Origin of the sequence: Pseudoxanthomonas sp. LH2527, from assembly GCF_022539275.1 — a bacterium.
Taxonomy (GTDB): domain Bacteria; phylum Pseudomonadota; class Gammaproteobacteria; order Xanthomonadales; family Xanthomonadaceae; genus Pseudoxanthomonas_A.
Genome location: NZ_JAKZBW010000001.1, coordinates 45,467 through 69,996, shown reverse-complemented (window position 1 = coordinate 69,996; position 24,530 = coordinate 45,467). Strand labels below are relative to the sequence as shown.

General features: G+C 66.5%; 17 protein-coding genes. 10 read left to right on the top strand and 7 right to left on the bottom strand.

Features of this window, described 5'->3' with window-relative positions:
* Positions 1–203 precede the first annotated feature (203 nt).
* The 5 genes from MMG85_RS00320 (at position 204) to MMG85_RS00300 (ending at position 9,920) form a co-directional block, all read left to right on the top strand.
* Positions 204–917, top strand: a complete 714-nt coding sequence (locus tag MMG85_RS00320) for a TetR/AcrR family transcriptional regulator (RefSeq protein ID WP_241043996.1) — start codon at positions 204–206, stop codon at positions 915–917.
* On the top strand, positions 914–2,092 hold the full coding sequence (locus MMG85_RS00315; RefSeq protein WP_241043995.1) for an efflux RND transporter periplasmic adaptor subunit: 1,179 nt from the start codon (positions 914–916) through the stop codon (positions 2,090–2,092). Before MMG85_RS00320 ends, MMG85_RS00315 begins: the two co-directional genes overlap by 4 nt.
* Before the next feature lie 15 nt (positions 2,093–2,107).
* Complete coding sequence (locus MMG85_RS00310; RefSeq protein ID WP_241043994.1) at positions 2,108–5,275, top strand: efflux RND transporter permease subunit; 3,168 nt, start codon at positions 2,108–2,110, stop codon at positions 5,273–5,275.
* 250 nt (positions 5,276–5,525) lie between these two features.
* Positions 5,526–6,722 (top strand): efflux RND transporter periplasmic adaptor subunit, encoded by a 1,197-nt coding sequence (locus tag MMG85_RS00305; protein ID WP_241043993.1) that lies wholly within the window; start codon positions 5,526–5,528, stop codon positions 6,720–6,722.
* 12 nt (positions 6,723–6,734) lie between these two features.
* Positions 6,735–9,920, top strand: a complete 3,186-nt coding sequence (locus tag MMG85_RS00300; RefSeq protein ID WP_241043992.1) for an efflux RND transporter permease subunit — start codon at positions 6,735–6,737, stop codon at positions 9,918–9,920.
* Between the two features lie 180 nt (positions 9,921–10,100).
* On the opposite strand, the gene MMG85_RS00295 is transcribed toward MMG85_RS00300, so the two are convergent.
* The gene (locus MMG85_RS00295; protein ID WP_241043991.1) at positions 10,101–10,484 is read right to left on the bottom strand and encodes a helix-turn-helix domain-containing protein; all 384 of its coding nucleotides are present in this window, start codon (positions 10,482–10,484) and stop codon (positions 10,101–10,103) included.
* Between the two features lie 127 nt (positions 10,485–10,611).
* Between MMG85_RS00295 and MMG85_RS00290 the strand changes: the two genes are divergently transcribed.
* Positions 10,612–11,514, top strand: a complete 903-nt coding sequence (locus MMG85_RS00290) for an SDR family oxidoreductase (protein ID WP_241043990.1) — start codon at positions 10,612–10,614, stop codon at positions 11,512–11,514.
* Between the two features lie 61 nt (positions 11,515–11,575).
* On the opposite strand, the gene MMG85_RS00285 is transcribed toward MMG85_RS00290, so the two are convergent.
* Both MMG85_RS00285 and MMG85_RS00280 read right to left on the bottom strand, forming a co-directional pair.
* Entirely contained in the window at positions 11,576–13,456 is a 1,881-nt protein-coding gene (locus MMG85_RS00285; protein ID WP_241043988.1) for a DUF885 domain-containing protein, read from the bottom strand.
* 168 nt (positions 13,457–13,624) lie between these two features.
* Complete coding sequence (locus MMG85_RS00280) at positions 13,625–14,773, bottom strand: acyl-CoA dehydrogenase family protein (protein ID WP_241043986.1); 1,149 nt, start codon at positions 14,771–14,773, stop codon at positions 13,625–13,627.
* Between the two features lie 125 nt (positions 14,774–14,898).
* Here MMG85_RS00280 and MMG85_RS00275 point away from each other — a divergent pair, with 125 nt between their 5' ends.
* The 4 genes from MMG85_RS00275 to MMG85_RS00260 all read left to right on the top strand — a co-directional run bounded on the left by MMG85_RS00275 (position 14,899) and on the right by MMG85_RS00260 (position 21,533).
* Complete coding sequence (locus MMG85_RS00275; protein ID WP_241043984.1) at positions 14,899–15,828, top strand: metalloregulator ArsR/SmtB family transcription factor; 930 nt, start codon at positions 14,899–14,901, stop codon at positions 15,826–15,828.
* Positions 15,825–16,913 carry a homocysteine S-methyltransferase family protein gene (locus tag MMG85_RS00270; RefSeq protein WP_241043983.1) on the top strand — a complete coding sequence of 363 codons (1,089 nt, stop codon included), beginning with the start codon at positions 15,825–15,827 and terminating at the stop codon, positions 16,911–16,913. The genes MMG85_RS00275 and MMG85_RS00270 overlap by 4 nt, the downstream gene beginning before the upstream one ends.
* Complete coding sequence (gene metH / locus MMG85_RS00265; protein ID WP_241043981.1) at positions 16,910–19,678, top strand: methionine synthase; 2,769 nt, start codon at positions 16,910–16,912, stop codon at positions 19,676–19,678. The genes MMG85_RS00270 and metH overlap by 4 nt, the downstream gene beginning before the upstream one ends.
* 670 nt (positions 19,679–20,348) lie before the next feature.
* A complete protein-coding gene (locus MMG85_RS00260) occupies positions 20,349–21,533 on the top strand; it encodes an MFS transporter (RefSeq protein ID WP_241043980.1) in 1,185 nt (394 codons plus the stop codon).
* Here MMG85_RS00260 and MMG85_RS00255 read toward each other — a convergent pair.
* Genes MMG85_RS00255 through MMG85_RS00240 form a run of 4 tightly spaced genes read right to left on the bottom strand, consistent with a single transcriptional unit; the run spans position 21,530 to position 24,486 of the window.
* Positions 21,530–22,216, bottom strand: coding sequence for an alpha/beta hydrolase (locus MMG85_RS00255; protein ID WP_241043979.1), 687 nt, complete (start codon positions 22,214–22,216; stop codon positions 21,530–21,532). The two genes, MMG85_RS00260 and MMG85_RS00255, sit on opposite strands and share 4 nt — an antisense overlap.
* A 29-nt stretch (positions 22,217–22,245) precedes the next feature.
* Complete coding sequence (locus MMG85_RS00250) at positions 22,246–22,872, bottom strand: DUF2058 family protein (RefSeq protein ID WP_055942891.1); 627 nt, start codon at positions 22,870–22,872, stop codon at positions 22,246–22,248.
* A 35-nt stretch (positions 22,873–22,907) separates the two neighbouring features.
* On the bottom strand, positions 22,908–23,144 hold the full coding sequence (locus MMG85_RS00245; protein WP_055942888.1) for a SlyX family protein: 237 nt from the start codon (positions 23,142–23,144) through the stop codon (positions 22,908–22,910).
* Positions 23,134–24,486, bottom strand: a complete 1,353-nt coding sequence (locus tag MMG85_RS00240) for a UDP-glucose/GDP-mannose dehydrogenase family protein (RefSeq protein WP_241043978.1) — start codon at positions 24,484–24,486, stop codon at positions 23,134–23,136. Before MMG85_RS00240 ends, MMG85_RS00245 begins: the two co-directional genes overlap by 11 nt.
* Positions 24,487–24,530: the final 44 nt, after the last annotated feature.

The window sequence follows — 24,530 nt, the reverse complement described above, 5'->3', positions numbered from 1 at the left end:
ATTGTCTAGCGCGAGCCGAACGCAGCGGCGATCCGGATGCCATTCGGCGGATCGACGAGAACCACCCCAACATTCGGCAGCGCACGGAAGAGCGCGCCACCTCGTCACGCATTCTTCACAAGTGCCGCCGCCGGCTTTGTGCACGGAAATGCCGTGTTTTCAAGCCTGTCAAAATTCTGAACTGGACGGTATAGTCCAGTCCGATGCGAGCCTCCCCCACCCCTTCCGCGCCCGACCTGCGTCGCGCCCGCGTCCACCAGGCGGTGCGCGAGCTCATGGCCGAGCAGGGTTTCCGCATCAGCATGGACAGCGTTGCCGCGCGTGCCGGCTGCTCCAAGCAGACGCTGTACGCCCACTTCGGCAGCAAGCAGGAACTGCTGCGCAGCGTGATCGCCGAACACCAGGACCTGGCCACCGCGCGCCTTTCGCCGGCGGTGGAAGATCCGCGTACCGCGCTGCTGGCCTTCGCCACGCAACACCTGCGGCACCTGTGCGATCCGGCCATCGTGGCGACCAGCCGCCTGATGACGGCCGAAGCGCACCAATTTCCCGATGAAGCGCGCGATCTCTACCAGCAAGCCTGCGATACTCTCGTCCAGCGCCTCGCCGCCTGGCTGCAGCATGCGATGGATCAGGGCCAGCTGAGGCATGACGATCCGCACTACGCCGCGGAGCTGCTGCTCAGCATGATCGTGGGAATGGACTTCGACCGGCAGCGTTTAGGTGTGCCCCACCGTGCAGGCGACCGTGCGCGCCGCCGCTGGGCCGAGTTCTCGATCGACACCTTCCTGCGCGCCTTCGCGCCCGCCCCGGACACTCCTGCTGCCGCACGTCCCGACGTCCCTGCCGGACGGCGCATCCGCTCATCGCATTCCCTTCCCGCGTCTACAAGAAAAAGAAACGGAGTTTCCCCATGACCTCCCCCGTCCGCTCCCTCGTCCTTGCCAGCGCCCTGCTGGCGATCCTGGCCGCCTGCAGCAAGCCCGAACCGCAGCAGATGCCGCCGCCCGAAGTGGTGGTGGTGAGCGCCACGCCGCAGGACGTGCCCCTGCAGCGCGACCTGGTGGGCCGCCTGTCGCCGTACCGCAGCTCGGACGTGCGCGCCCGCGTCGCCGGTGTGGTGCAGAAGCGCGTCTATCAGGAAGGCAGCGACGTGAAGGAAGGCCAGGTGCTGTTCCTGATCGATCCCGCCCCCCTGCAGGCGTCGTTGAGTGCGGCGCAGGCCACCCTGGCCTCGGCGCAGGCCACCTACGCGAATGCGAAGGTGGCAGCGGATCGCGCGCGCCAGCTGGCGCCGCAGAAGTTCGTCTCCCGGTCCGACCTGGACAATGCCGAAGCCGCCGAGCGCAGCGCCGCCGCCGCCGTGCAGCAGGCCCGCGCCAATGTCCAGACCGCCCGCATCAACCTGGGCTACGCCTCGGTCACCGCGCCGATCTCCGGCCGTGCCGGCAAGCAGCAGGTCACCGAGGGCGCGCTGGTCGGCCAGGGCGACGCCACGCTGCTCACGACCATCGACCAGATCGATTCGCTGTACGCGAATTTCTCGATGAGCTCCAGCGAGCTGCAGACCCTGCGCCAGGCGCAGGGCGACGGCAAAGTGCAGCTGGCCGGCGACGGCCAGCGCACGGTGCAGGTGCTCCTGCCCGACGGCCAGGCCATCGACCAGACCGGCACGCTTGACTTCTCCGACACCGTCGTCGATCCGGCCACCGGCAGCGTCTCGCTGCGCGCCACGGTGCCGAACCCCGACCGCACGCTGCTGCCGGGTACGTTCGTCACCCTGCGCGCCACGCTGGGCGAACAGAAAGGCGCGTTCCTGATCCCGCAGGGTGCGGTGCAGCGCGACACCGCCAGCGCGTACGCGATGGTGATCGGCAAGGACGGCAACGTCGCACGCAAGAACATCACCGCCCAGCAGGCCATCGGCGCGAACTGGCTAGTCACCGACGGCCTGACGGCCGGCGACCAGGTCATCGTCGAAGGCCTGCAGAAGGTCAAGGAAGGCGCGCCGGCCAAGGGCGTGACGGCCGAACAGGCGGCCGCGAAGGCTGCGCAGGCCAAGCCCGCGCCGGCGGCCGGCAAGGCCGAGTAAGAAGGACCCGCCCCCATGCCCAAGTTCTTCATCAACCACCCGATCTTCGCCTGGGTCGTGTCGATCCTGATCTCGCTCGCCGGCGTGATCGCGATCCTCAACCTCGGCGTCGAGTCCTATCCGTCGATCGCGCCGCCGCAGGTCACGGTCAGCGCGACCTATCCCGGCGCCAGTGCCGAGACCACCGAGCGCTCGGTCACCCAGGTCATCGAGCAGCAGCTCACCGGCATCGACAACCTGCTGTATTTCAGTTCCAGCTCCAGCTCGGCCGGCCAGGCCTCGATCACCCTGACCTTCCAGACCGGCACCGACGCGGACATCGCGCAGGTACAGGTGCAGAACAAGGTCTCGCTGGCCACGCCCCGCTTGCCCAGCGAGGTCACCGCGCAGGGCGTGGTGGTGGCCAAGGCCAACGCCGGCTTCCTGATGGTGGTGGGCCTGCAGTCCGACAATCCGAGCATCGACCGCAACCGCCTGAACGACATCGTCGCCTCGCGCGTGCTGGACCAGATCTCGCGCGTGCCGGGCGTCGGCAGCACCCAGCACTTCGGTTCCGAGTACGCCATGAACCTGTGGCTGGATCCGGGCAAGCTGCAGGGCTACAACCTGTCGGCCACCGAAGTGCTGACGGCGGTGCGCGCGCAGAACGTGCAGTTCGCCGCCGGTTCGGTCGGTTCCGATCCCGCCCCCGACGGCCAGGCGTTCACCGCCACGGTCTCGGCGGAAGGCCGCTTCACCTCGCCCGAGCAGTTCGAGCAGATCATCCTGCGCGCCAACAACGACGGCTCGACCGTGCGCCTGAAGGACGTGGCCAGGGTGGAGTTCGGTGCGCAGAACTTCGGCTTCGACACCCAGTTCAACGGCAAGCCGGTCGGCGCGTTCGCCATCCAGCTGCTGCCGGGCGCCAACGCGCTGAACGTGGCCGACGCCGTGCGCGCCAAGATGGACGAGCTGGCGCCGAGCTTCCCGCAGGGCGTCACCTGGTTCTCGCCGTACGACACCACCACGTTCGTCAAGATCTCGATCGAGGAAGTGGTCAAGACGCTGATCGAGGCGGTGATCCTGGTGTTCCTGGTGATGCTGGTGTTCCTGCAGAACTTCCGCGCCACCATCATCCCCACGCTGGTGATCCCGGTGGCCCTGCTGGGCACGTTCTGGGGCCTGAGCCTGATCGGCTTCACCATCAACCAGCTGACCATGTTCGCGCTGGTGCTGGCCATCGGCATCGTGGTCGACGACGCGATCGTGGTGATCGAGAACGTCGAACGCATCATGGCCGAGGAGAAGCTGCCGCCGCGCGAGGCGACCATCAAGGCGATGGGCCAGATCACCGGTGCCGTCATCGCGATCACCGTGGTGCTGGCGGCGGTGTTCATTCCGTCCGCGCTGCAGGGCGGCGCGTCGGGTGAGATCTACAAGCAGTTCGCCCTGACCATCGCCATCTCGATGGCGTTCTCGGCCTTCCTGGCGCTGGGCTTCACGCCGGCACTGTGCGCCACGTTCCTCAAGCAGCACGAGCACGACAGCCACGAGAAGAAGAACATCGTCTTCCGCACGTTCGAGAAGTACTACGCCAGGATCGAGAAGACCTACGTGGGCCACATCGGCTCGGCCATCAAGCATGCGCCGCGCTGGATGATCGTGTTCGCGCTGCTCACCGTGCTGGCGGGCTTCCTGTTCACCCGCCTGCCCAGCAGCTTCGTGCCGGAAGAAGACCAGGGCTACGCGCTGGCCATCGTGCAGCTGCCGCCCGGCAACACGCTGCAGAAGACCAAGCAGGTGTTCAACCAGGTGCGCGGCACGCTGCAGCAGATGGAGGGTTTCGACGGCGTCATGGAAGTGGCCGGCTTCAGCTTCCTGGGCCGCGGCGAGAACGTCGGCATGGCCTTCATCCGCCTCAAGCCGTGGGACGAGCGCGACGTCACCGTGCCGGAGTTCATCCAGCAGGCCAACCAGCGCTTCTACGGCATCAAGGGCGCGCAGATCTTCGTGGTCAACCTGCCCACGATCCAGGGCCTGGGCCAGTTCGGCGGCTTCGACATGTGGCTGCAGGACCGCGCGGGCCTGGGTGAAGAAGCGCTGATGGCGGCGCGCAACCAGTTGCTCGGCGCGGCCTCGCAGGACCAGACCCTGATGGGCGTGCGCCCGAACACGCTGGAAAACGCCCCGCAGCTGCAGTTGCACGTGGACCGCGTGCAGGCGCAGTCGATGGGCATGTCGCTGAGCGACATCTACAACGGCATCCAGCTGATGCTGGCGCCGGTGTACGTCAACGACTTCTTCTACGAAGGCCGCATCAAGCGTGTGAACATGCGCGCCGATGCGCCATACCGCACCGGCGCCGAATCGCTGGCGCGGATCTACTCGCCGAGCAGCCAGCAGACCGACGCCAGCGGCGGCCGCGCGATGATCCCGCTGTCCAACGTGGTGCAGTCGTCGTGGTCGTCGGTGCCGCCGTCGCTGTCGCGCTACAACGGCTATTCGGCGGTCAACATCAACGGTTCGGCGGCGCCGGGCAGCTCGTCCGGCCAGGCGATGACGACGATGGAGAACATCGTCACCGAGCAGCTGCCGCAGGGCTTCGGCTACGACTGGAGCGGCATGTCGTACCAGGAGATCCTGGCCGGCAACAGCGCCACGCTGCTGATGGTGCTGTCGATCGTGGTGGTGTTCCTGTGCCTGGCCGCGCTGTACGAAAGCTGGTCCATCCCGGTGGCGGTGCTGCTGGTGGTGCCGCTGGGTGCGCTGGGCGCCGTGCTCTTCACGATGCTGCGGCCGGGCCTGTCGAACGACCTGTTCTTCAAGATCGGCCTGATCACCATCATCGGCCTGGCGGCGAAGAACGCGATCCTGATCGTCGAGTTCGCGGTGATGGAGCGTAAGCAGGGCAAGACGCTGCGCGACGCGGTCATCACCGCCTCGCATCTGCGCTTCCGCCCGATCCTGATGACCTCGTTCGCCTTCATCATGGGCGTGCTGCCGATGGCCATCTCGACCGGTGCCGGCGCCAACGCCCGCCACGCGATCGGCACCGGTGTCATCGGCGGCATGTTCTTCGCCACCTTCCTGGGCCTGCTGCTGATCCCGGTGTTCTTCGTGGCCGTGCGGCGCGTGCTGGGCGACAAGATGGACGAGCCCTCGAAGGAATACCTGCTGGAGCAGGAGAAACCGGCCTCGCGCTGAGTGCCGCCCCTCTCGCGAAAGCCCCGGCATGGCCGGGGCTTTTCGTATGCACCGGCCGCGGACATCCCGGTGCATCCGGTGTCCGCAACCAGGCGTACGGACACGGGCCGGCTGTCCCCGCCAGGGCTGATGCCCTCATGCACTTCTTGCGGCCGTCTCAATTCGTGATAATCCGCCGATTGATCCTGTCGATCACGCCCCACCCCGTTCGTCGACCTGACGATATCCCCCGACCTGCCGAAGACGCCCCATGACACGGAAAGACCCGACCGCACGGAAAACGCCCTCCACCCCCAAGCGCATGATCCTGATGCTGATCGCCGTGGCGGTGATCTTCGGCGGCGTGTTCGTCGTCAAGCATTTCATGAGCAAGGGCATGAACGACTTCTTCGACACCATGCCGCAGCCGGCCGCCGCCGTGACGGACTGGACGGCGAAGGAGGAGGAATGGATCGACGCGCAGCAGGCCGTGGGTACGTTCGTGGCCATCAACGGCACCGACGTCACCACCGAGGCCGGCGGCGTGGTGCGCAGCCTGTCGATCGATGTCGGCAAGCCGGTCAAGGCCGGCACCGTGCTGGCCCAGCTCAATACCGCCAACGAACTGGCGGTGCTGAAGTCGCTGGAAGCCTCCGCCAAGCTCGCCGCCGTCCAGCGCGACCGCTGGCAGGCGCTGGCGCGCGACAAGCTGGTCTCGCAGGCCGAAGCCGAGGAGCGCGCCACGGTGGCGGCGACCTCGCTGGCGCAGGTCGAGGCGCAGCGCGCCCTGATCGCGCAGAAGACCATCCGCGCGCCGTTCGACGGCGTGCTGGGCATCCGCAAGGTCAACCTGGGCCAGTACCTCAACCCCGGCGACGCCATCGTCAGCCTGCAGGCGCTGGACCCGATCTACCTGGACTTCACCCTGCCCGAGCAGCGCGTGGGCCAGGTGCTGCCCGGCGCGAAGATCCGCGCCACCGTCGACGCCCTGCCCGGCCAGGTATTCGAGGGCGAGGTCAGCGCGGTGGAGCCGCAGATCGACCCGGCCACGCGCAACTTCAAGGTGCAGGCCACGCTGGCCAACGGCGAGTACAACCTGCGTCCCGGCGCGTTCGCCCACATCGGCTTCGACACCGGTGACGCGCGCAAGGTGGTGGTGGTGCCGCAGACCGCGATCAGCTTCAACCCCTACGGCAACGCGGTGTACGTGATCCAGGAAGTGCAGCGTGCCGAAGGCGAGAAGGACATGCAGGGCAAGCCGCTGACCGGCAAGAAGCTGATCGTGCGGCAGCGCTTCGTCACCACCGGCGCCACCCGCGGCGACCTGATCGCGGTCGTCGAGGGCCTCAAGCCCGGCGAGCGCGTGGCCACCACCGGCCTGCTCAAGCTGCGCAACGATGCCGAAGTGGTGATCAACAACAAGGTGCAGCCGGTGACCGAGGCCCAGCCCACGCCCGAAAACCGTTGACGGAGCGCCGGCATGAAATTCACCGACATCTTCATCAACAAGCCGGTGCTGGCAATCGTCGTCAGCCTGTTCATCCTGCTGTTCGGCCTGCGCTCGTTCACCGAGTTGAACGTGCGGCAGTACCCCGAGCTGCGCAACGCCGTGGTCAACATCAGCACCACGTACTACGGCGCGGACGCCGACCTTATCCAGGGCTTCATCACCACGCCGCTGGAGCGTGAGGTCGCCAGCGCCGAGGGCATCGAATACCTCAGCTCGACCAGTTCGGCCGGCGTCAGCATCATCCAGGCCTACATCAAGCTGGACCAGGACCCGAACGAGGCACTCACCCAGATCGCCGCCAAGGTCAACAAGATGCGCGGCCAGCTGCCGCCGGAGTCCGAGGACCCGGTGATCGACCTGCAGCAGGGCCAGCAGATCGCGGCGATGTACGTGTCCTTCGCCAGCGAGACGCTCGACAACAACCAGATCACCGATTACCTGACCCGCGTGGTGCAGCCCAAGCTGGTGACGGTGTCCGGCGTGCAGCGCGCCGACATCCTCGGTGCCGGCACCTTCGCCATGCGCGTGTGGTTGAAACCGGACCGCATGACCGCGCTGCAGGTCACCGCCAGCGACGTGTCGACCGCCCTGTCGTCCAACAACGTGCTGGCAGCGGTGGGTTCGACCAAGGGCCAGATGGTCGCCATCGACATGACCGCGCGCACCGACCTGCGCAATGCCGACGAGTTCCGCCAGCTGATCATCCGCGAGCAGAACGGCGCCATCGTGCGGCTCGGCGACGTGGCCGACGTGCAGCTCGGTTCGGAGAGTTACGGCACCTCGGTCCGCATCAACGGCGAGGCCGCCACGTTCATGGGCATCTTCGTGTCGCCGGACGCGAACTCGCTCGACGTGATCCGCGACGTGCGTGCGCTGTGGGACGGCGAGATCGTCCCGCAGCTGCCGGAAGGCATCAAGGCAACGATTCCTTACGACAGCACCGAGCAGATCCAGGACGCCATCGACGAGGTGGTCAGCACCATCGTCGAGGCGGTCATCATCGTGATCGTGGTGATCTTCCTGTTCCTGGGCTCGCTGCGCAGTGTGCTGATCCCGGCGGTGACGGTACCGCTGTCGCTGGTGGGCGCGCTGTTCCTGATGCTGCTGATGGGCTTCACCATCAACCTGCTGACCCTGCTGGCCATGGTGCTGGCCATCGGCATCGTGGTGGACGACGCGATCATCGTGCTGGAGAACATCCACCGCCACATCGAAGAAGGCATGTCGCCGTACGACGCGGCGATCAAGGGCGCGCGCGAGCTCGCCTGGCCGGTCGTCGCGATGACCACCACACTGGTCGCCGTCTACCTGCCCATCGGCTTCCAGGGCGGACTGACCGGCGTGCTGTTCACCGAGTTCGCCTTCACCTTGGCCGGCTCGGTGCTGCTGTCGGGCGTGATCGCGCTGACGCTGACCCCGATGATGTGCGCCAAGATCCTCAAGCCGCACAGCGAAGGCGGCAAGGGCAAGCTGGAAAAGTGGCTGGACGAGCGCTTCGACAAGCTCAATGCCGGCTACCAGCGCCGCCTGCACGGCACGATGGAAACCAAGTCGGTGGTCGGCGTGTTCGGCATCCTGGTGCTGGTCTCGTGCGCCTTCCTGTACATGACGGCGCCCAAGGAGCCGGCGCCGCTGGAAGACGAAGGCTTTATCTTCTCCGTCGCCAGCGCCGACCCCTACTCCACCCTGGACTACGTGGAGCGCTACACCGAAGAGGTCACCTCCATCGCCAAGGGCGTGCCGGAAGTGCAGGACTACTTCCTGTTCAACGGTGGCTTCGGCGGCAGCGGCGGCGGCGCCAGTCCGATGGCGATGGCCGGTTTCGTGCTGAAGCCCTGGAGCGAGCGCGAGCGCTCGACCAATGCGGTGCTGCAGCAGGAACTGCAGCCGAAGATGAGTCAGGTCAGCGGCCTGAACATCTTCGCGCTGGTGCCCCCTTCGCTGCCCAGCGCGGGCGGCGACGGCGGTGGCGGCGAGTTCATCATCGGCGGCGTGGGCGAGCTGAGCCAGCTGGCCGACCTGGCCGACGAGATCCTGGTGAAGGCGATGGAGAGCAAGCGCTTCATCTTCCTGGACAAGGACCTGAAGATCGACAAGCCGCGCATCGAGGTCAACATCGACCGCGAGAAGGCGGCCAGCCTCGGCATCGACATGCGCACGCTGGCGGCCGACATGGCGGCCATGCTGTCGGGCGGCTACACCAACCGCTTCGCGATGCAGAACCGCTCGTACCTGGTGATTCCGCAGGTGCAGCGCAGCGACCGCCTCAATGCCAGCGACCTGGAGAACTACTACACCCGGACCCGCGATGGCGAGCTGATCCCGCTGTCGACGCTGGTGACGCTGAAGGAGAGCGCACAGCCGCAGTCGCTGAAGCGCTTCCAGCAGCTCAACGCGGTGTCGATCACCTTCGCCCCGCGTCCCGGCGTGAGCAAGGGCGAGGCGCTGGCGATCCTCGACCAGGCGGCCAAAGACGTGCTGCCGCAGGGCTATTCGGTGGATTACGCCGGCGAGTCGCGCCAGTTCAAGCAGGAAGGTGCGGCGATGCTGGTCACGCTGGCGCTCGCGCTGATCGTGATCTTCCTGGTGCTGGCGGCGCAGTTCGAGAGCTTCCGCGATGCATTGATCATGCTGCTGACCGTGCCGATGGCCATCAGCGGCGCGCTGCTGACGGTCAACGTGCTGGCGATCCTCAGCGGCATCCTCGGCTTCATGCAGATCGAAGCCTTTCCCGGCATGAGCATCAACATCTACACGCAGGTGGGCCTGGTGACGCTGGTCGGCGTGATCTCCAAGCACGGCATCCTGATCGTGGAGTTCGCCAACAAGCTGCAATCCGAGCAGGGCCTGTCCAAGCGCGAGGCGATCGAACAGGCTGCCGCCATCCGCTTGCGCCCGGTGCTGATGACCACCGCCGCACTGGTGTTCGCGATGATCCCGCTGCTGATCGCCAGCGGCCCGGGCGCCGCCTCGCGCTTCTCGATGGGCGTGGTGATCGCCTCGGGCATGACCATCGGTACGTTGTTCACGCTGTTCGTGCTGCCGGCGTTCTACCTGTACCTGGCGCGCGACCATGCGCATGACCGCGACAGCGAGAATGCGCTGCAGCATGACGACGGTGACGGTCTGCCGCCGGCGCCGGCGACCGGTCACTGATCGGCAGCGGCACGTTTGCAAAGCGAGAAACCCCGGCATCGCCGGGGTTTCTTTTTGCGGATCGAATGCAGGACTACGCCAGCCCGAGCTTGGTGACCCTCACGCTCGGGATTGCGCTTGTCGTTCCAGGCATCACCTCGACGGCATCCCGTGAAGCACGTCGCGCGTGCACGCCCCGGCTCAGAGCGGTGCGTTGGCCGTAGGCGCGACATAGGCCTGGCGTGCGGCCCTCACTTCATCGTGGTGATCGGACGCCCATTGCGCGAGCATTTCGATGCGCTCGAAGAACGATGATCCAAGCGGCGTCAGCGCGTAATCCACCCGCGGCGGTACCGTCGGGAACACCTCGCGCCGCACCAGCCCATCCTGTTCGAGACGACGCAGCGTCTGCGCCAACATCCGCGGCGAGATGTCCGCGATGCGCTTGCGCACTTCGGTGAAGCGCAGCGTGCCGCCCGCGAGTTCATGCAACACCAGCACGGTCCAGCGGTCGCCGAGCCGGTCCAGCACGTCGCGGATCGGGCAGTTCTCGGTGAGGATCAGGGATTGGCGGTGCAGCGTCATGGTCGACATCCGGTGCATGGTTACCGCGCGGTAACCGGGTTACTTCGGGCTCCCTGCTTGCGGCCACGGAAGCCATTACTACCATAGCGTAACCAACATCCTCTTCGTTACCAAAACAGGAAACGCCATGAACACCCCCGCCCCCACCTTGCTGGTCACCGGCGCGTCCGGACACCTGGGTGGCGCCGTCGTCCGCCACCTGCTGGACACGCTGCAATTCCCAGGCGAACGCCTCATCGTCACCACCCGCAATCCGGAAGCGCTGCGCGAGCTGGCCGCGCGCGGCGTCACCATCCGGACCGCCGACTTCGACCAGCCTGATTCGATGGTTGCCGCCTTCGCCGGTGCCGAGCGCCTGCTGCTGGTCAGCACCGACGCACTGATGGAACCGGGCAAGCGCCTGGCCCAGCATCGCGCGGCGGTGCAGGCGGCGGTCGATGCCGGCGTACAGCATGTCGTCTACACCTCGCTGCCCTCCGCCGATACCTCGCATGTTTCCTTCGCGCCGGACCACTGGGGCACCGAACAGGCCCTGTCCGCTTCGCCGCTCACGTGGACGGTGCTGCGCAACGCCTGGTACTTCGAGAACCTCGCCTATTCGGTGCCGGGCGCGCTGGCATCCGGCGAATGGGCCTCGGCGGCCGGCGACGGACGCATCGCCTACATCGCCCGCGACGACCTGGCCCGCGCCGCAGCGGTCGTGCTGGCATCGGCGGATACATCGAACCAGATCCTCACCTTGACCGGCGAACAGGCGTGGTCGGCGCGCGACGTCGCCACGCGCGTCTCGGCACTCACCGGCAAACCGCTTGCCGTCGTCGACATCACGCCAGAGACGTTGATCGAAGGACTGAACGCGCACGGTTTTCCGCCGGCGCTGGCCGAGGTGTTCGCCTCATTCGATGCCGCGACCGCCGCCGGCGATCTCGGCGAGGTCACGGACGACTATCGCCAGCTCACGGGCCGGTCGCCCACCGCGCTGGATGCGTGGCTGCCGGCGAATATCGACCTGCTGACCAAGGCGCACTGAGCCGGAAAAGAAAAACCCCGGCACGAGGCCGGGGTTCTCGGTATCACTAGGGGATCGACGATCAGGCCGGCTTGGCCGCCTTCTGCTTCGCGATCCACTGGTCCACGCGACGCTCCAGCAGGGTCAGCGGCAGCGCGCCACCGCCCAGCACGGTGTCATGGAAACCCTTGATGTCGAACCTGTCGCCCAGTTCGGTTTCCGCCTTCTTGCGCAGTTCCTGGATCTTGATCATGCCGATCTTGTAGGCCGTGGCCTGGCCCGGCATGATCAGGTAACGCTTGATCTCGGACTCGATCGCCGCACGCGGCACCGCGCTGTTGGCGTCGAAGTACTCCACCGCCTGCTCTTCCGTCCAGCCCTTGGCATGCAGGCCCGTATCCACCACCAGGCGGATCGCGCGCCACATTTCCGAGCTCAGGCGACCGAATTCGGAATACGGATCCTGGTAGGTGCCCGGCATTTCCTTGGCCAGCCACTCCGAATACAGGCCCCAGCCTTCCGCATACGCGGTCACGCCGTACTGCGTGCGGAACTTCGGCACGCCGGTCAGCTCCTGCGCGATCGAGATCTGCATGTGGTGGCCCGGCAGGCCCTCGTGGTACGCGATGACCTCCAGCTCCGGCTTCGGCATGGCGTCCATGTCGGACAGGTGCGCGTAGTACACGCCCGGCCGCGCGCCATCCGGCGTGCCCGGGAAGTAGTGCTGCGCGGCGCCGTCCTGCTCGCGGAACGGTTCCACGCGCTTGACCACCAGGTCGGCCTTGGGCAGCAGGCCGAAGTACTCCGGCAGCACCTTCTTGATGTTGTCGATGGCGCGGGTGGCGTCGTCGATGTAGGCCTGGCGGCCCGCGTCGGTGTTGGGATACTTGAACTGCTTGTCGGTGTCGATGAAGGCGAAGAACGCATCCAGGTCACCCTGGAAGCCCACCTTGTCCTTCAGCGCGGTCATCTCGCCCTTGATGCGCTCGACTTCCTTCAGGCCCAGCGCGTGGATTTCCTCGGCGCTCATGCCGGTGGTGGTCATCTGCCGCAGCTGGTACTCGTAGTACGCCTTGCCGTTCTTGTGGGTCGTGCCCACGCCGGTGGCGTTGACGGCGGCCTTCGGCAGTTCTTCCTCGCTCCACGCGATCACGCCGTCGTAGGCCGGCTTGAACTGTTCCAGCAGCGCCTTGCGGGCCTCGTCCTTCAATGCGGTGGCGCGGGCGGCGTCGATCTTGCCGGCCTTCACCAGCGCATCGGCCTTGGCCTGGGCGTCGGCCCAGATCGCCGAATCCTTGCCGGCCGAGAACGGCGTTCCGGCCACGACCTTCTTGGCCTGGTCGATCACGCCCTCGTAGGCGAATTTCGGCGGACGCACGCCCTGCGCCGCCGAGGCGCGCGCGCGCTCGAGCAACTGGTCAAACGCCCGCTGGGTGGCCTTCAGGCGGGCAATATACGCGGTGTAGTCGGACTCTTCCTCGACCTTGTGGAAGCTGATCAGGAAGGTGGGCCAGAAACCCTGCGCACCGTTCATCTGGTCGAACGCGTAGCCGTCCAGCAGGAACGGCAGGCCGTCGCGCGCGTTCTCGTACTGCAGCTTCCACAGGTCGTAGGAGAACTTGGTCTCGTCGTCGAGCTTGGCGTAGTCGAAGGACGTCTCCATCTCCTCGACGCTGGCCTTCTGCCAGGCGACTTGGTCGCGCTGCGCCTGTTCGGACATATCATCGACCTGGTCGTACAGGTCCTTGCGGCCCTGGAAGGTCAGCTGGATCGGGCTGAACTTCAGTTGCTCTTCGTACTTCTTCTCGAACCACTCGTTCAGGCGCTTGCTCTCGGCAGCGATGTCGGCAGCGGACGCCACCGGGGTGGCCGCATCGGCGGCCGCGCCGGCCGCGGGGGCATTGCCCTTGTCGCAGGCGGCCAGGGCCAGCGTGAGGGCACAGACGATCAGGGTTTTGCGCATCGGGGTCTCCAGGAGGAAAACGGGGGACAGACCCCCGCATCGGGCCACTCTAGCGGACCCCGCGCCGGTGGTCCCATGACGAAAGACGGGGGTCGGGACAACCGACGTCCCGGAACGGAGAACGCCGCCTTGCGGCGGCGTTCTGTTGGAGCCGGATGTCTGCGGTACTCAGCGCAGCCCGGTCTCGTTGCGCGCGATCACCAGTCGCTGGATCTCGCTGGTGCCCTCGTAGATCTCGGTGATCTTGGCGTCGCGGAAGTACCGCTCGATCGGCATTTCCTTCGAGTAGCCCATGCCGCCGTGGATCTGCAGCGCCTGGTGGGTGATCCACATGGCCGCTTCCGAGGCCGTCAGCTTGGCGATGGCGGCTTCGTTGCTGAAGCGCTGGCCCTGGCCCTTCACCCATGCGGCGCGCAGGGTCAGCAGCGTGGCCGCATCCAGCTTGCACTTCATGTCGGCGATCTTGGCCTGGGTCATCTGGAAGGTGCCGATCGGCGCGCCGAAAGCCTTGCGCTCCTTCACGTAGGCGATGGTCGCCTCGTAGGCGGCGCGGGCAATGCCGATGGCCTGCGAGGCGATGCCGATGCGGCCTGCATCCAGCACGCTCATCGCGATCTTGAAGCCTTCGCCTTCCTTGCCCAGCACATCCCCGGCAGCCGCCACGTAGTCGGTGAACTCGATCTCGCAGGTGGCCGAAGCACGGATGCCCAGCTTCGGCTCGGTCTTGCCGCGGTGGAAGCCGGCCTTTTCGGTGTCGATCATGAAGGCGGTGATGCCGCGCGCGCCCTTGTCCGGTTCGCTCATCGCGAACAGCACGATGTACTTGGCCACCGGGCCCGAGGTGATCCAGCTCTTCTTGCCGTTGATGACAAAGCTGCCGTCGGCCTGCTTCACGGCGCGGCAGCGCATCGCGGTGGCGTCGGAGCCGGACTGCGGCTCGGTCAGCGCGAAGGCACCGATCTCGCGACCCTCGGCGATGGCGCGCACGTAGGTCTGCTTCTGGTCTTCGCTGCCGAAGGTCAGGATGCCGTTGCAGAACAGCGAGTTGTTGACCGACACGATGGTGGAGTGCGCGGCATCGGCGGCAGCGATCTCGATCATCGCCAGCACGTAGGCGATCGGGTCCATGCCCGCGCCGCCGTACTCGGCCGGCACCTCGATGCCCATCAGCCCGTTTTCGCCCAGCAGCCGGATGTTGTCCAGCGGGAACTCACCGGTCCTGTCGTGATGTTCGGCGCTGGGTACGATCTTCTCCTGGGAGATCCGGCGCGCCACGTCCTGGATCATCAACTGCTCTTCGGTGAATGCGAAATCCACGGGTATCCCTCGACCATGTGTTAGATACCAATTGTAACCCGCGACCATGCGTGGGCGTATGCCGTGGGTTGACCGTGCGCGGGTCGCGCCTCAAAATATCTCTGTATCGCGATATGGAGATATTTATGGATCTGGAAGCCTGGTCTACCCGGCTCAAGGTGTTCGCCGACGCCACCCGGGTGCGCCTGCTGGCGCTGCTGGCGCGCGAGGAGCTCACCGTCGCCGAGCTGTCGGCGATCACCCAGTTGGCGCAGCCGCGCGTCTCCACCCATCTGGCCAAGCTCAAGGAGGCAGGCCTGGCCCGCGACCGTCGCGCAGGGGTGTCGGCGTACTACCGGTTCGACGAGGACAACCTGGACAGCGTGCAGCGCGAACTGTGGCGCAGCCTGCGCGATGGCAGCGACGATCCGCTGCTGCGGCAGGACGCCGAACGCATCGCCGCGGTCCTGGCGAACCGTGCCGCCGACCAGAACTGGGCCGACAGTGTGGCCGGCGACATGGAACGCCACTACTCGCCCGGCCGCACCTGGGAAGCACTGGCCCGCACCGCCCTGCCCCTGCTCGAGACCGGCGACGTGCTGGACATCGCCTCCGGCGACGGCGTGCTGGCCGAACTGCTGTCACCCCATGCCAAGCGCTACGTCTGCATCGACACCAGCACACGCGTGGTCGCCGCCGCCGGCGAGCGCCTGCGGCGTTTCCCCAACGTGGAAGTCCGCGAGGGCGACATGCATGCGCTCCCGTTCAAGGACGGCAGCTTCGACCTGGTCGTGCTGATGCACGCGCTGACCTATGCCAGCAAGCCGGCACAGGCCGTCGCCGAAGCCGCACGCGTGTTGCGCAAGGGTGGTCGCCTGTTGCTGAGCAGCCTTGGCAAGCATGAGCACAGGTCAGCCGTCGAAGCCTACGGCCATGTCAACCTCGGTTTCACCGAGAAGGAACTGCGCAGGTTCGCCGAGAAGGCCGGGCTGGACATCGCCAACGCCGAGACCGTCACCCGCGAGCGCCGTCCCCCTCATTTCGAAGTCATTTCCCTCACCGCCACCAAACCATGAAATCCCTGCCCTGGCTGAATCCCCAGCGCGCCGACCTTCTCGCGCAAGCCCTGGAACAGCGCATCCTGATCATCGACGGCGCGATGGGCACCATGATCCAGCGCCACGGGCTGCAGGAAGCCGACTACCGTGGGCAACGTTTCGCCGACGGCTGCGATGCCGAGCACCCGCATACGCACGGTCCCGGTTGCGACCATGACCTCAAGGGCAACAACGACCTGCTGCTGCTGACCAAACCGGAGGTGATCGCCGGCGTGCACACGGCGTATCTCGAAGCCGGCGCCGACCTGGTCGAGACCAACACCTTCAATGCCACCTCGATCAGCCAGGCGGACTACCACCTCGAACACCTGGTCTACGAACTGAACAAGGCCGGTGCGCAGGTGGCGCGCCTGTGCTGCGATGCCATCGAGGCCGCCACGCCTGACAAGCCCCGCTTCGTGATCGGCGTGCTGGGACCAACCAGCCGCACCGCGTCCATCAGCCCCGACGTCAACGACCCGGGTTTCCGCAACACCCACTTCGACGAGCTTCGCGCCACGTATCGCGAGGCCATCGAAGGCCTGATCGACGGCGGCGCCGACACGCTGATGGTGGAGACCATCTTCGACACGCTCAATGCGAAGGCGGCGCTGTACGCGATCGAGGAAGTGTTCGATGCCCGCGGCGGACGCCTCCCTGTGATGATCTCCGGCACCATCACCGATGCCTCCGGCCGCACGCTGTCCGGTCAGACGGCGGAAGCGTTCTACGCCTCGGTCGCGCACGGTCGCCCACTGTCGATCGGTCTGAACTGCGCGCTGGGCGCCAAGGATCTGCGCGAGCACGTCGAGACGCTGGCCACCGTGGCCGACGCCTATGTCAGCGCGCACCCCAACGCCGGGCTGCCCAATGCGTTCGGCGAGTACGACGAGACACCCGAGGAGATGGCCGCCACGCTGAAGGAATTCGCGCAATCCGGCCTGCTCAATCTGGTGGGCGGATGCTGTGGCACGACGCCGGCGCACATCAAGGCCATCGCCGAGGCCGTGGCGGGCATTCCGCCGCGCCGCCTGCCCGGGGATCGCCTGGAGCAGGCCGCATGAGTGCCCGCATCCGCCACACCCGCCTGTCCGGCCTGGAACCGCTGGTCATCACCCCGGACCTGCTGTTCGTCAATGTCGGCGAACGCACCAACGTCACCGGCAGCGCGCAGTTCCGCAAGCTGATCAAGGAAGAGCGCTACGAGGAAGCGGTCGAGGTCGCCCGCCAGCAGGTCGCCAACGGCGCGCAGATCCTCGACGTCAACATGGACGAGGGCCTGATCGATTCCGAGAAGGCGATGGACCGCTTCCTCAACCTGATCGCCTCCGAACCCGACATCGCGCGCATCCCGGTGATGGTCGATTCGTCGAAGTGGAGCGTGATCGAGGCCGGCCTGAAATGCCTGCAAGGCAAGGGCGTGGTCAACTCGATCTCGCTGAAGGAAGGCGAAGCCGCCTTCATCGAACAGGCCCGCAAGGTGCTGCGCTACGGTGCCGCCGCCGTGGTCATGGCCTTCGACGAGACCGGCCAGGCCGACACCTGCGCGCGCAAGGTCGAGATCTGCACGCGTGCCTACCGCATCCTGACCGAAGAGGTCGGCTTCCCGCCGGAAGACATCATCTTCGATCCCAACATCTTCGCCGTGGCCACCGGCATCGAGGAGCACGACAACTACGCCGTCGACTTCATCGAGGCGACCCGCATCATCAAGCGCACGCTGCCGCACTGCCACGTGTCCGGCGGCGTGTCGAACGTCTCGTTCTCGTTCCGCGGCAACGAGCCGGTGCGCGCGGCGATCCATTCCGTGTTCCTGTACCACGCCATCCAGGCCGGCATGGACATGGGCATCGTCAACGCCGGCGGCCTGCCGGTCTACGACGACCTGGACGCCGAACTCCGCGAGCGCGTGGAGGACGTGATCCTCAACCGGCGCAAGGATTCGACCGAGCGGCTGCTGGAGATTGCGGACCGCTACAAGGGCAGGAAGGGCGAGGTGCAGGTCGAGAACCTGGCCTGGCGCGACAAGCCGGTACGGGAGCGCCTGGCGCATGCGCTGGTGCACGGCATCGACGCCTTCGTCGACCAGGACACCGAGGAAGCGCGGCAGCAGGCCGTGCGTCCGCTGGACGTGATCGAAGGGCCGCTGATGGACGGCATGAACGTGGTCGGTGATCTGTTCGGCGCCGGCAAGATGTTCCTGCCACAGGTGGTGAAGTCCGCGCGCGTGATGAAGAAGGCCGTGGCCTACCTGCTGCCCTTCATCGAGGAAGAAAAACTGCGTACCGGCGATGTCGCCAAGTCGAACGGCAAGATCATCATGGCCACGGTCAAGGGCGACGTGCACGACATCGGCAAGAACATCGTCGGCGTGGTGCTGGCCTGCAACAACTTCGACGTGGTGGACCTGGGCGTGATGGTGCCCACGCAAAAGATCCTGGACACCGCCCGCGCCGAGAACGCCGACCTGATCGGCCTGTCCGGGCTGATCACGCCGTCGCTTGAGGAAATGACCCATGTCGCCCGCGAGATGCAGCGACAGGGCTTCGAGATGCCGCTGCTGATCGGCGGCGCAACCACGTCGCGTGCGCACACCGCGCTGAAGATCGACCCGCACTACAACGCGCCGACGGTCTGGGTGAAGGATGCATCGCGTGCGGTCGGCGTGGCGCAGTCGCTGATCTCGCGCGACATGCGCGCGGCCTTCGTCGCCGCCAACGACGCCGACTATGCCGAGATACGCGAGCGCCACCGCAACCGCGGCGACGCCAAGCGGCTGGTGTCGCTGGAGAAGGCGCGCGGGCAGAAGTTCAACGGCGGTTGGGACCACTACACGCCGCCCGTGCCGAACCAGCCGGGCCTGCATGTCTTCGATGACTATCCGCTGGCGGAACTGATCGACTTCATCGACTGGACCCCGTTCTTCCAGGCTTGGGAACTGGCCGGCAAGTACCCCGCCATTCTGACCGACGAGGTGGTGGGCACGCAGGCCAGCGAGTTGTACCGCGATGCACGCACGATGCTGGACCGCATCGTGTCGGAGAAGTGGCTGACGGCGAAGGCGGTGTTCGGTCTGTGGCCGGCCAACAGCGTCGGCGACGACGTCGAGATCCAGCCCCTTCCCCCGCTTGCGGGGGAAGGCTGGGATGGGGGCAACGCGGCAGCTCAGCCCCCACCTCAATCCTCCCCCGCAAGCGGAGGAGGAGGCGCAACACGCCTGCACTTCCTTCGCCAGCAGGTCGACAAGCCCGCCGACCGGCCGGATTTCTGCCTGGCCGACTTCATCGCGCCCAGGGACTCCGGCAAGCAGGATTGGATCGGCATGTTCGCGGTCACCGCCGGCATCGGCATCGACGCGCATGTGGCGCGCTTCGAGGCCGACCACGACGACTACAACGCCATCCTGCTCAAGGCATTGGCCGACCGCCTGGCCGAGGCACTGGCCGAACGCCTGCACCAGCGCGTGCGCAAGGAGTTCTGGGGTTACGTGTCCGACGAGTCGCTGGACAACGAGGCCTTGATCGCCGAGAAGTATGTCGGCATCCGCCCTGCTCCGGGTTACCCGGCCTGCCCCGAGCACAGCGAGAAAGGCACGTTGTTCCGCCTGCTCGATGCCGGACACAACGCCGGCATGTCGCTGACGGAAAGTTTCGCGATGCTGCCGACCGCGGCGGTGTCCGGTTACTACTTCAGCCATCCGCAGAGCCAGTACTTCGTGGTCGGCCGCGTATCGAAGGAACAGGCGACCGACTACGCCAGGCGCAAGGGCGTGGAACTGGCTCAGATAGAGCGTTGGCTGGCCTCAAATCTGGACTACGACCCCGAATAAAGAAACTCACCGGGCACCTCAACGTCACGGACGCCAGCGCGCCTTCCGAAGCCGAACCCGCATGGCACCCACTCCCCCTCTCCCGCCGGGAGAGGGCAACGGGTGAGGGCGAACCGCCGCGATCCCGCTCCCTCCCGGATGGTGGACAACCCCACCGTCGTCCCAGCGAACGCTGGGACCCCTCTTGCTCTTACGATTTACCGCGGCCCGCATGCGCAATGGATTCCAGCGTTCGCTGGAATGACGGGATCGCGGGCAGACCACCCACCTCCGTCGTCCCAGCGAACGCTGGGACCCATATTGCTCTTACGAATTACCGCGGCCCGCACGGGCAATGGATTCCAGCGTTCGCTGTAATGACGGGATCGCGGGCAGATCACCCACCTCCGTCGTCCCAGCGAACGCTGGGACCCATCTTGCTGTTACGAGATGCCGCGGCCCGCATGCGCAAGGGATTCCAGCTTCCGCTGGAATGACGAGCAAGAACGAGCATCAGCCGCCCTCGCGGGCGGAGCACGCGATGCCGACCGTAGCGTGCGCCATGCGCACGACTCGCGCTGTCTGCTGACCGTCACAGAACCACGACAGCTCGCGGCCAGTTCCCGCCAACCACACCTCCAGCCGACGCAACCGCTGTTCGACCGACCATCACCCACCGCTACAATGCGCCATGACACCGCCGGGCGCCGCCACTCCGCATCCCTATCCCGCCGTCCGGCTGTCCAGCTTCTACTTCTTCTACTACGCCGCGCTGGGCGCGTTCACGCCGTACTGGAGCCTGTACCTGGAGTCGCGCGGGCTGGGTGTCGCGGCGATCAGCGTGTTGATGAGCCTGTGGTACGCCACGCGCATCGTGTCGCCCAGCCTGTGGACCACGCTGGCGGCGCGTTCCGGGCATCCGATCCGGTGGCTGCACCTGGGGTGTGCGCTGGCGCTGGGCTGCTTCGCGCTGTTCCTGCTGCCGCTGGAGCACGCGGGCCTGTTCGCGGTGATGCTGGGTTTCTGCTTCGCCTACAACGCGGTGATGCCGCAGTTCGAGTCGATCACGATGTCGCACCTTGGTGCGCGCAGTGACCGCTACGGCCTGATCCGCGTCTGGGGATCGATCGGCTTCATCGTGGTGGTGGCGTCGTTCGGCTGGCTGATCGACGAACGGCGCCTCGGCGTGGGATCGCTTCCCTGGCTGATGCTGCCGGTCTTTGTCGGCGTGCTGGTGTCCGCGCTGGCGAACCGCTATGCGCACGAGCCCAGCCTGCCGGCGCACGCGGCGGACGACAGCTTTCGCGTGCGGTTGCGGAAGCCGCAGGTAATCGCCTTCTTCGTCGCGGCCTTCCTGACCCAGATATCGTTCGGGCCGTTCTATACGTTCTTCTCGATCTACCTGTCCGAACATGGCTACCCGACCGCGACGCAGGGCGTGCTGTGGACGGTCGGCGTGCTGGCGGAGATCGGGGTGTTCTTCCTGTCCAGCCGCATCTTCCGGCGCTGGGATGCCAGCCGCGTGCTGATGGTCGCCCTGCTCAGTGCCTCGCTGCGCTGGCTGGTCACCGCGCTGTTCCCCGACAGCACGCCGGTGATGGTGCTCGCGCAGCTGACCCATGCGCTGAACTTCGGCGCCTTCTTCGCGGCGGCCATGCAGCTGCTGGTGCGTTTTTTCCCGGGCCGGATGAACGGCCACGGCCAAGGCGTGTTCTATGGTTTGTCGTCCGGCGTCGGCGGCGTGTGCGGTGCCTTGCTGGCCGGCCAGCTGTGGCGCATCGGCGGCGAAGCCGCCTTCCTCTGCTCGTCGGTCATCGCGCTGATTGCCGCCTTCATCGTCTGGCGGTGGCTGGTGCGCGAGACGTCGCCCGCCTAGCCTGCCGTGCGCTGTCCGATCTCGTCCAGGAAATGCCGGATGCCGGCAGCGGCCGCCCCTGGCGCCATCTGGAACAGGAAATGCGGCGCATCGATCGTCGCCTGTCGGGCGTCGCGCGCGCAACGAAGGATCTGACGCCCGGCGTGTCGTCCGATCAAGCGGTCGCGCCCGGCCTGCAGATGAAGTATGGGGATCTGCAAGGCGGCCAATTCGCCTCGGACGTCGACACGCAACGCCGCAAGCGCACGTCGACGCAGGACGTCGTGCCGAACCGTGCGCATGGCGGTCAGGAACTCCACGCGCAGTGCCGGCGGCAATTCACCGCCGGCCAGCCATCGCTCGAGGATCGGAAGCGGTAGCGGGATGGCCGGCAGACGCTCCAGCAGCTGCGCGCCCATCCTGCTCGCCGGCAGGGGGCCGTGGACGAAACTCGCCGCCAGCACCAGTCCGCGAACACATGCCGGATGACGATGCGCCAACAACACGGCCAGAGGGCCGGCGAAGGACTCCGCGACCAGCACGACATGCCCGCTGGACGGCAACCTCGGTGCAAGCGCCTCGGCCAGTTCCGGGTAGTCCTTGAACTGCTCGCTGTCGTACGCCAGCACGTCGACGTCGGCGACATCCGCCAGCGCGCTCACCAGCGGCGCATACAGTCGTCCGGTACCGTCGAGCCCCGGCAACAGGCTAAGCCGTGGCCGGTCGCCCGCTGTCACCACACCAGGTCGTCAGGCACCTGGTACTGGGGATCGGCGTAAGGGTCGTCTTCGGCCGAGGCGTTCGGGTCGACCTTCAGGGCGATGGCGGGCGCGAAAATGGCTTCCGCCTCGGCCAGTACGGCCGCCGTGACCAGCAGGTAGCGTCCGTTCTGCTGCACTACGCCCAGCTCGCCGGCGTTCAATGCCTTCAACTGTTCGGCGGTGACATAGATGCGCTTGATCTTGCCGCCGTAGGGGAAATGCCGGGCGATGTCCGCTTCGGCATCGTTGAGGCCCTTGTCCTTGAGGAAGGCTTCCAGCTTGGCCTTGGCCTCACGGCGCACGCGCGCTTCTTCCTGCTTCACGCGCTCGGCTTCAATGCGCTCGTCCTTCTCGCGCTGGGCGCGGATGGCGTAGGCCTTGGCCAGGTCGATGTCTTCCTGACTGCGTTTCGGCTTGCCCGCACCACCCTGCGGCGGACGCGGCTTGCCGCCCTGGCCGGGTTTGGAATGCGCGCCGCCCTTGCCGGCCGGCCTCTGGGTGTCGCGGCGCGGATCGGGCCGGCGGTCGGGCTTGCGCTCGGGCTTCGGCGCGGGCTTGAAGCCCAGGCCCAGCAACTGGTCGCGGAGTGAATCGGTCATCGGTCTTTCGTGGGGACTGCTGAGCCGCAAGCGTATCAATAATGCGGCGGGGGTGGCTCGTTGGCGGGATCTTCGAACAGCGAAGTACGCACCTTGCCCAGTTCTTCCACCATGTGGCGCAGCAACAGCGCCGTGCGCTGGTTCTCCGCACGCGCATCCGCCAGCGCCTCGCTCAGTTCGTTGAGCGAATGCTCCTGGAATGCCAGGCGGGTTTCCAGTTCGACCAGACGCCGCTCCAGCGCGTCGCTGGGCAAGGGCAGATCAGCCTGCACGCAGGGATCTCCCGCGACCGATGCCGTAATAGGCCAGGCCTGCGGCCTCGACTTCGGCCGGGTCATACAGGTTGCGGCCGTCGAAGATCACGGCATCGCCGAGCGTCTCCTGCAGCCGCGCGAAATCCGGGCTGCGGAACTGCTTCCACTCGGTCACCACCACCAGCGCATCCGCGCCTTCGATCGCGTCGCGGGCGTCCTCGCACAACAGCAGGTCATCGCGCTCGCCGAAGATGCGGGTGGCCTCCTCGCGCGCTTCGGGATCGTAGGCGCGCACCTGCGCACCCGCTTCCCACAGTTCGGCGAGCAAGCGACGGCTGCTGGCCTCGCGCATGTCGTCGGTGTTGGGCTTGAACGACAGCCCCCACACGGCGAAGGTCTTGCCGCGCACGCCTTCGTCTTCGCCGCGGTCGTAGTGGCGCTGGATCAGCTCGAACAGATGGCCCTTCTGGCGCTCGTTGACCGACTCCACCGCCTGCAGCAGCTCAGGCGCATAGCCATGCTGCTGCGCCGTGCGGGCCAGGGCCTGCACGTCCTTGGGGAAGCAGGAACCCCCGTAGCCCGCACCGGGATAGATGAAGTGCCAGCCGATGCGCGGGTCCGAGCCGATGCCCTGGCGCACATGCTCCACGTCCGCGCCCACGCGCTCGGCGATGTTCGCGATCTCGTTCATGAAGCTGATCTTCGTGGCCAACATGGCGTTGGCGGCGTACTTGGTCAGTTCCGCCGAGCGTACGTCCATCACCACGATGCGTTCGTGGTTGCGGTTGAACGGCGCGTACAGCCGACGAAGTTTTTCCACCGCCTGCGGCTGCGATGCGCCGATGACGATGCGGTCGGGACGCATGCAGTCGTTGACCGCATCGCCCTCCTTAAGGAATTCGGGATTGGATACCACGTCGAACGCGACATCGACGCCGCGCGAGGCCAGTTCCGCCTCGATGCTGGCACGCACCTTGTCGGCGGTGCCGACCGGCACTGTGGACTTGTTGACCACCGTACAGGGGCGCTGCAGGTTGCGGCCGATCGTGCGCGCGACCGCCAGCACATACTGCAGGTCGGCGCTGCCGTCTTCGTCCGGCGGCGTACCGACGGCGATGAAGACCACCTCGCCATGCGCGATGGCATCAACCGCATCGGTGGTGAAGCGCAGCCGCCTGGCCTCGTGGTTCGCCTTGACCATCGGCGACAGGCCGGGCTCGTAGATCGGCACGATGCCCTGGTTCAGGCCATCGACTTTGGCAGGATCGATGTCGACGCAGACGACATCGTGCCCCACCTCGGCCAGGCAGGTGCCGGTTACCAGTCCGACGTAACCGGTACCAAAAATCGCTACGCGCATCAGCCCATTTCCATCAGTGAAAGTTCAGTGCTGAATACGGCGAT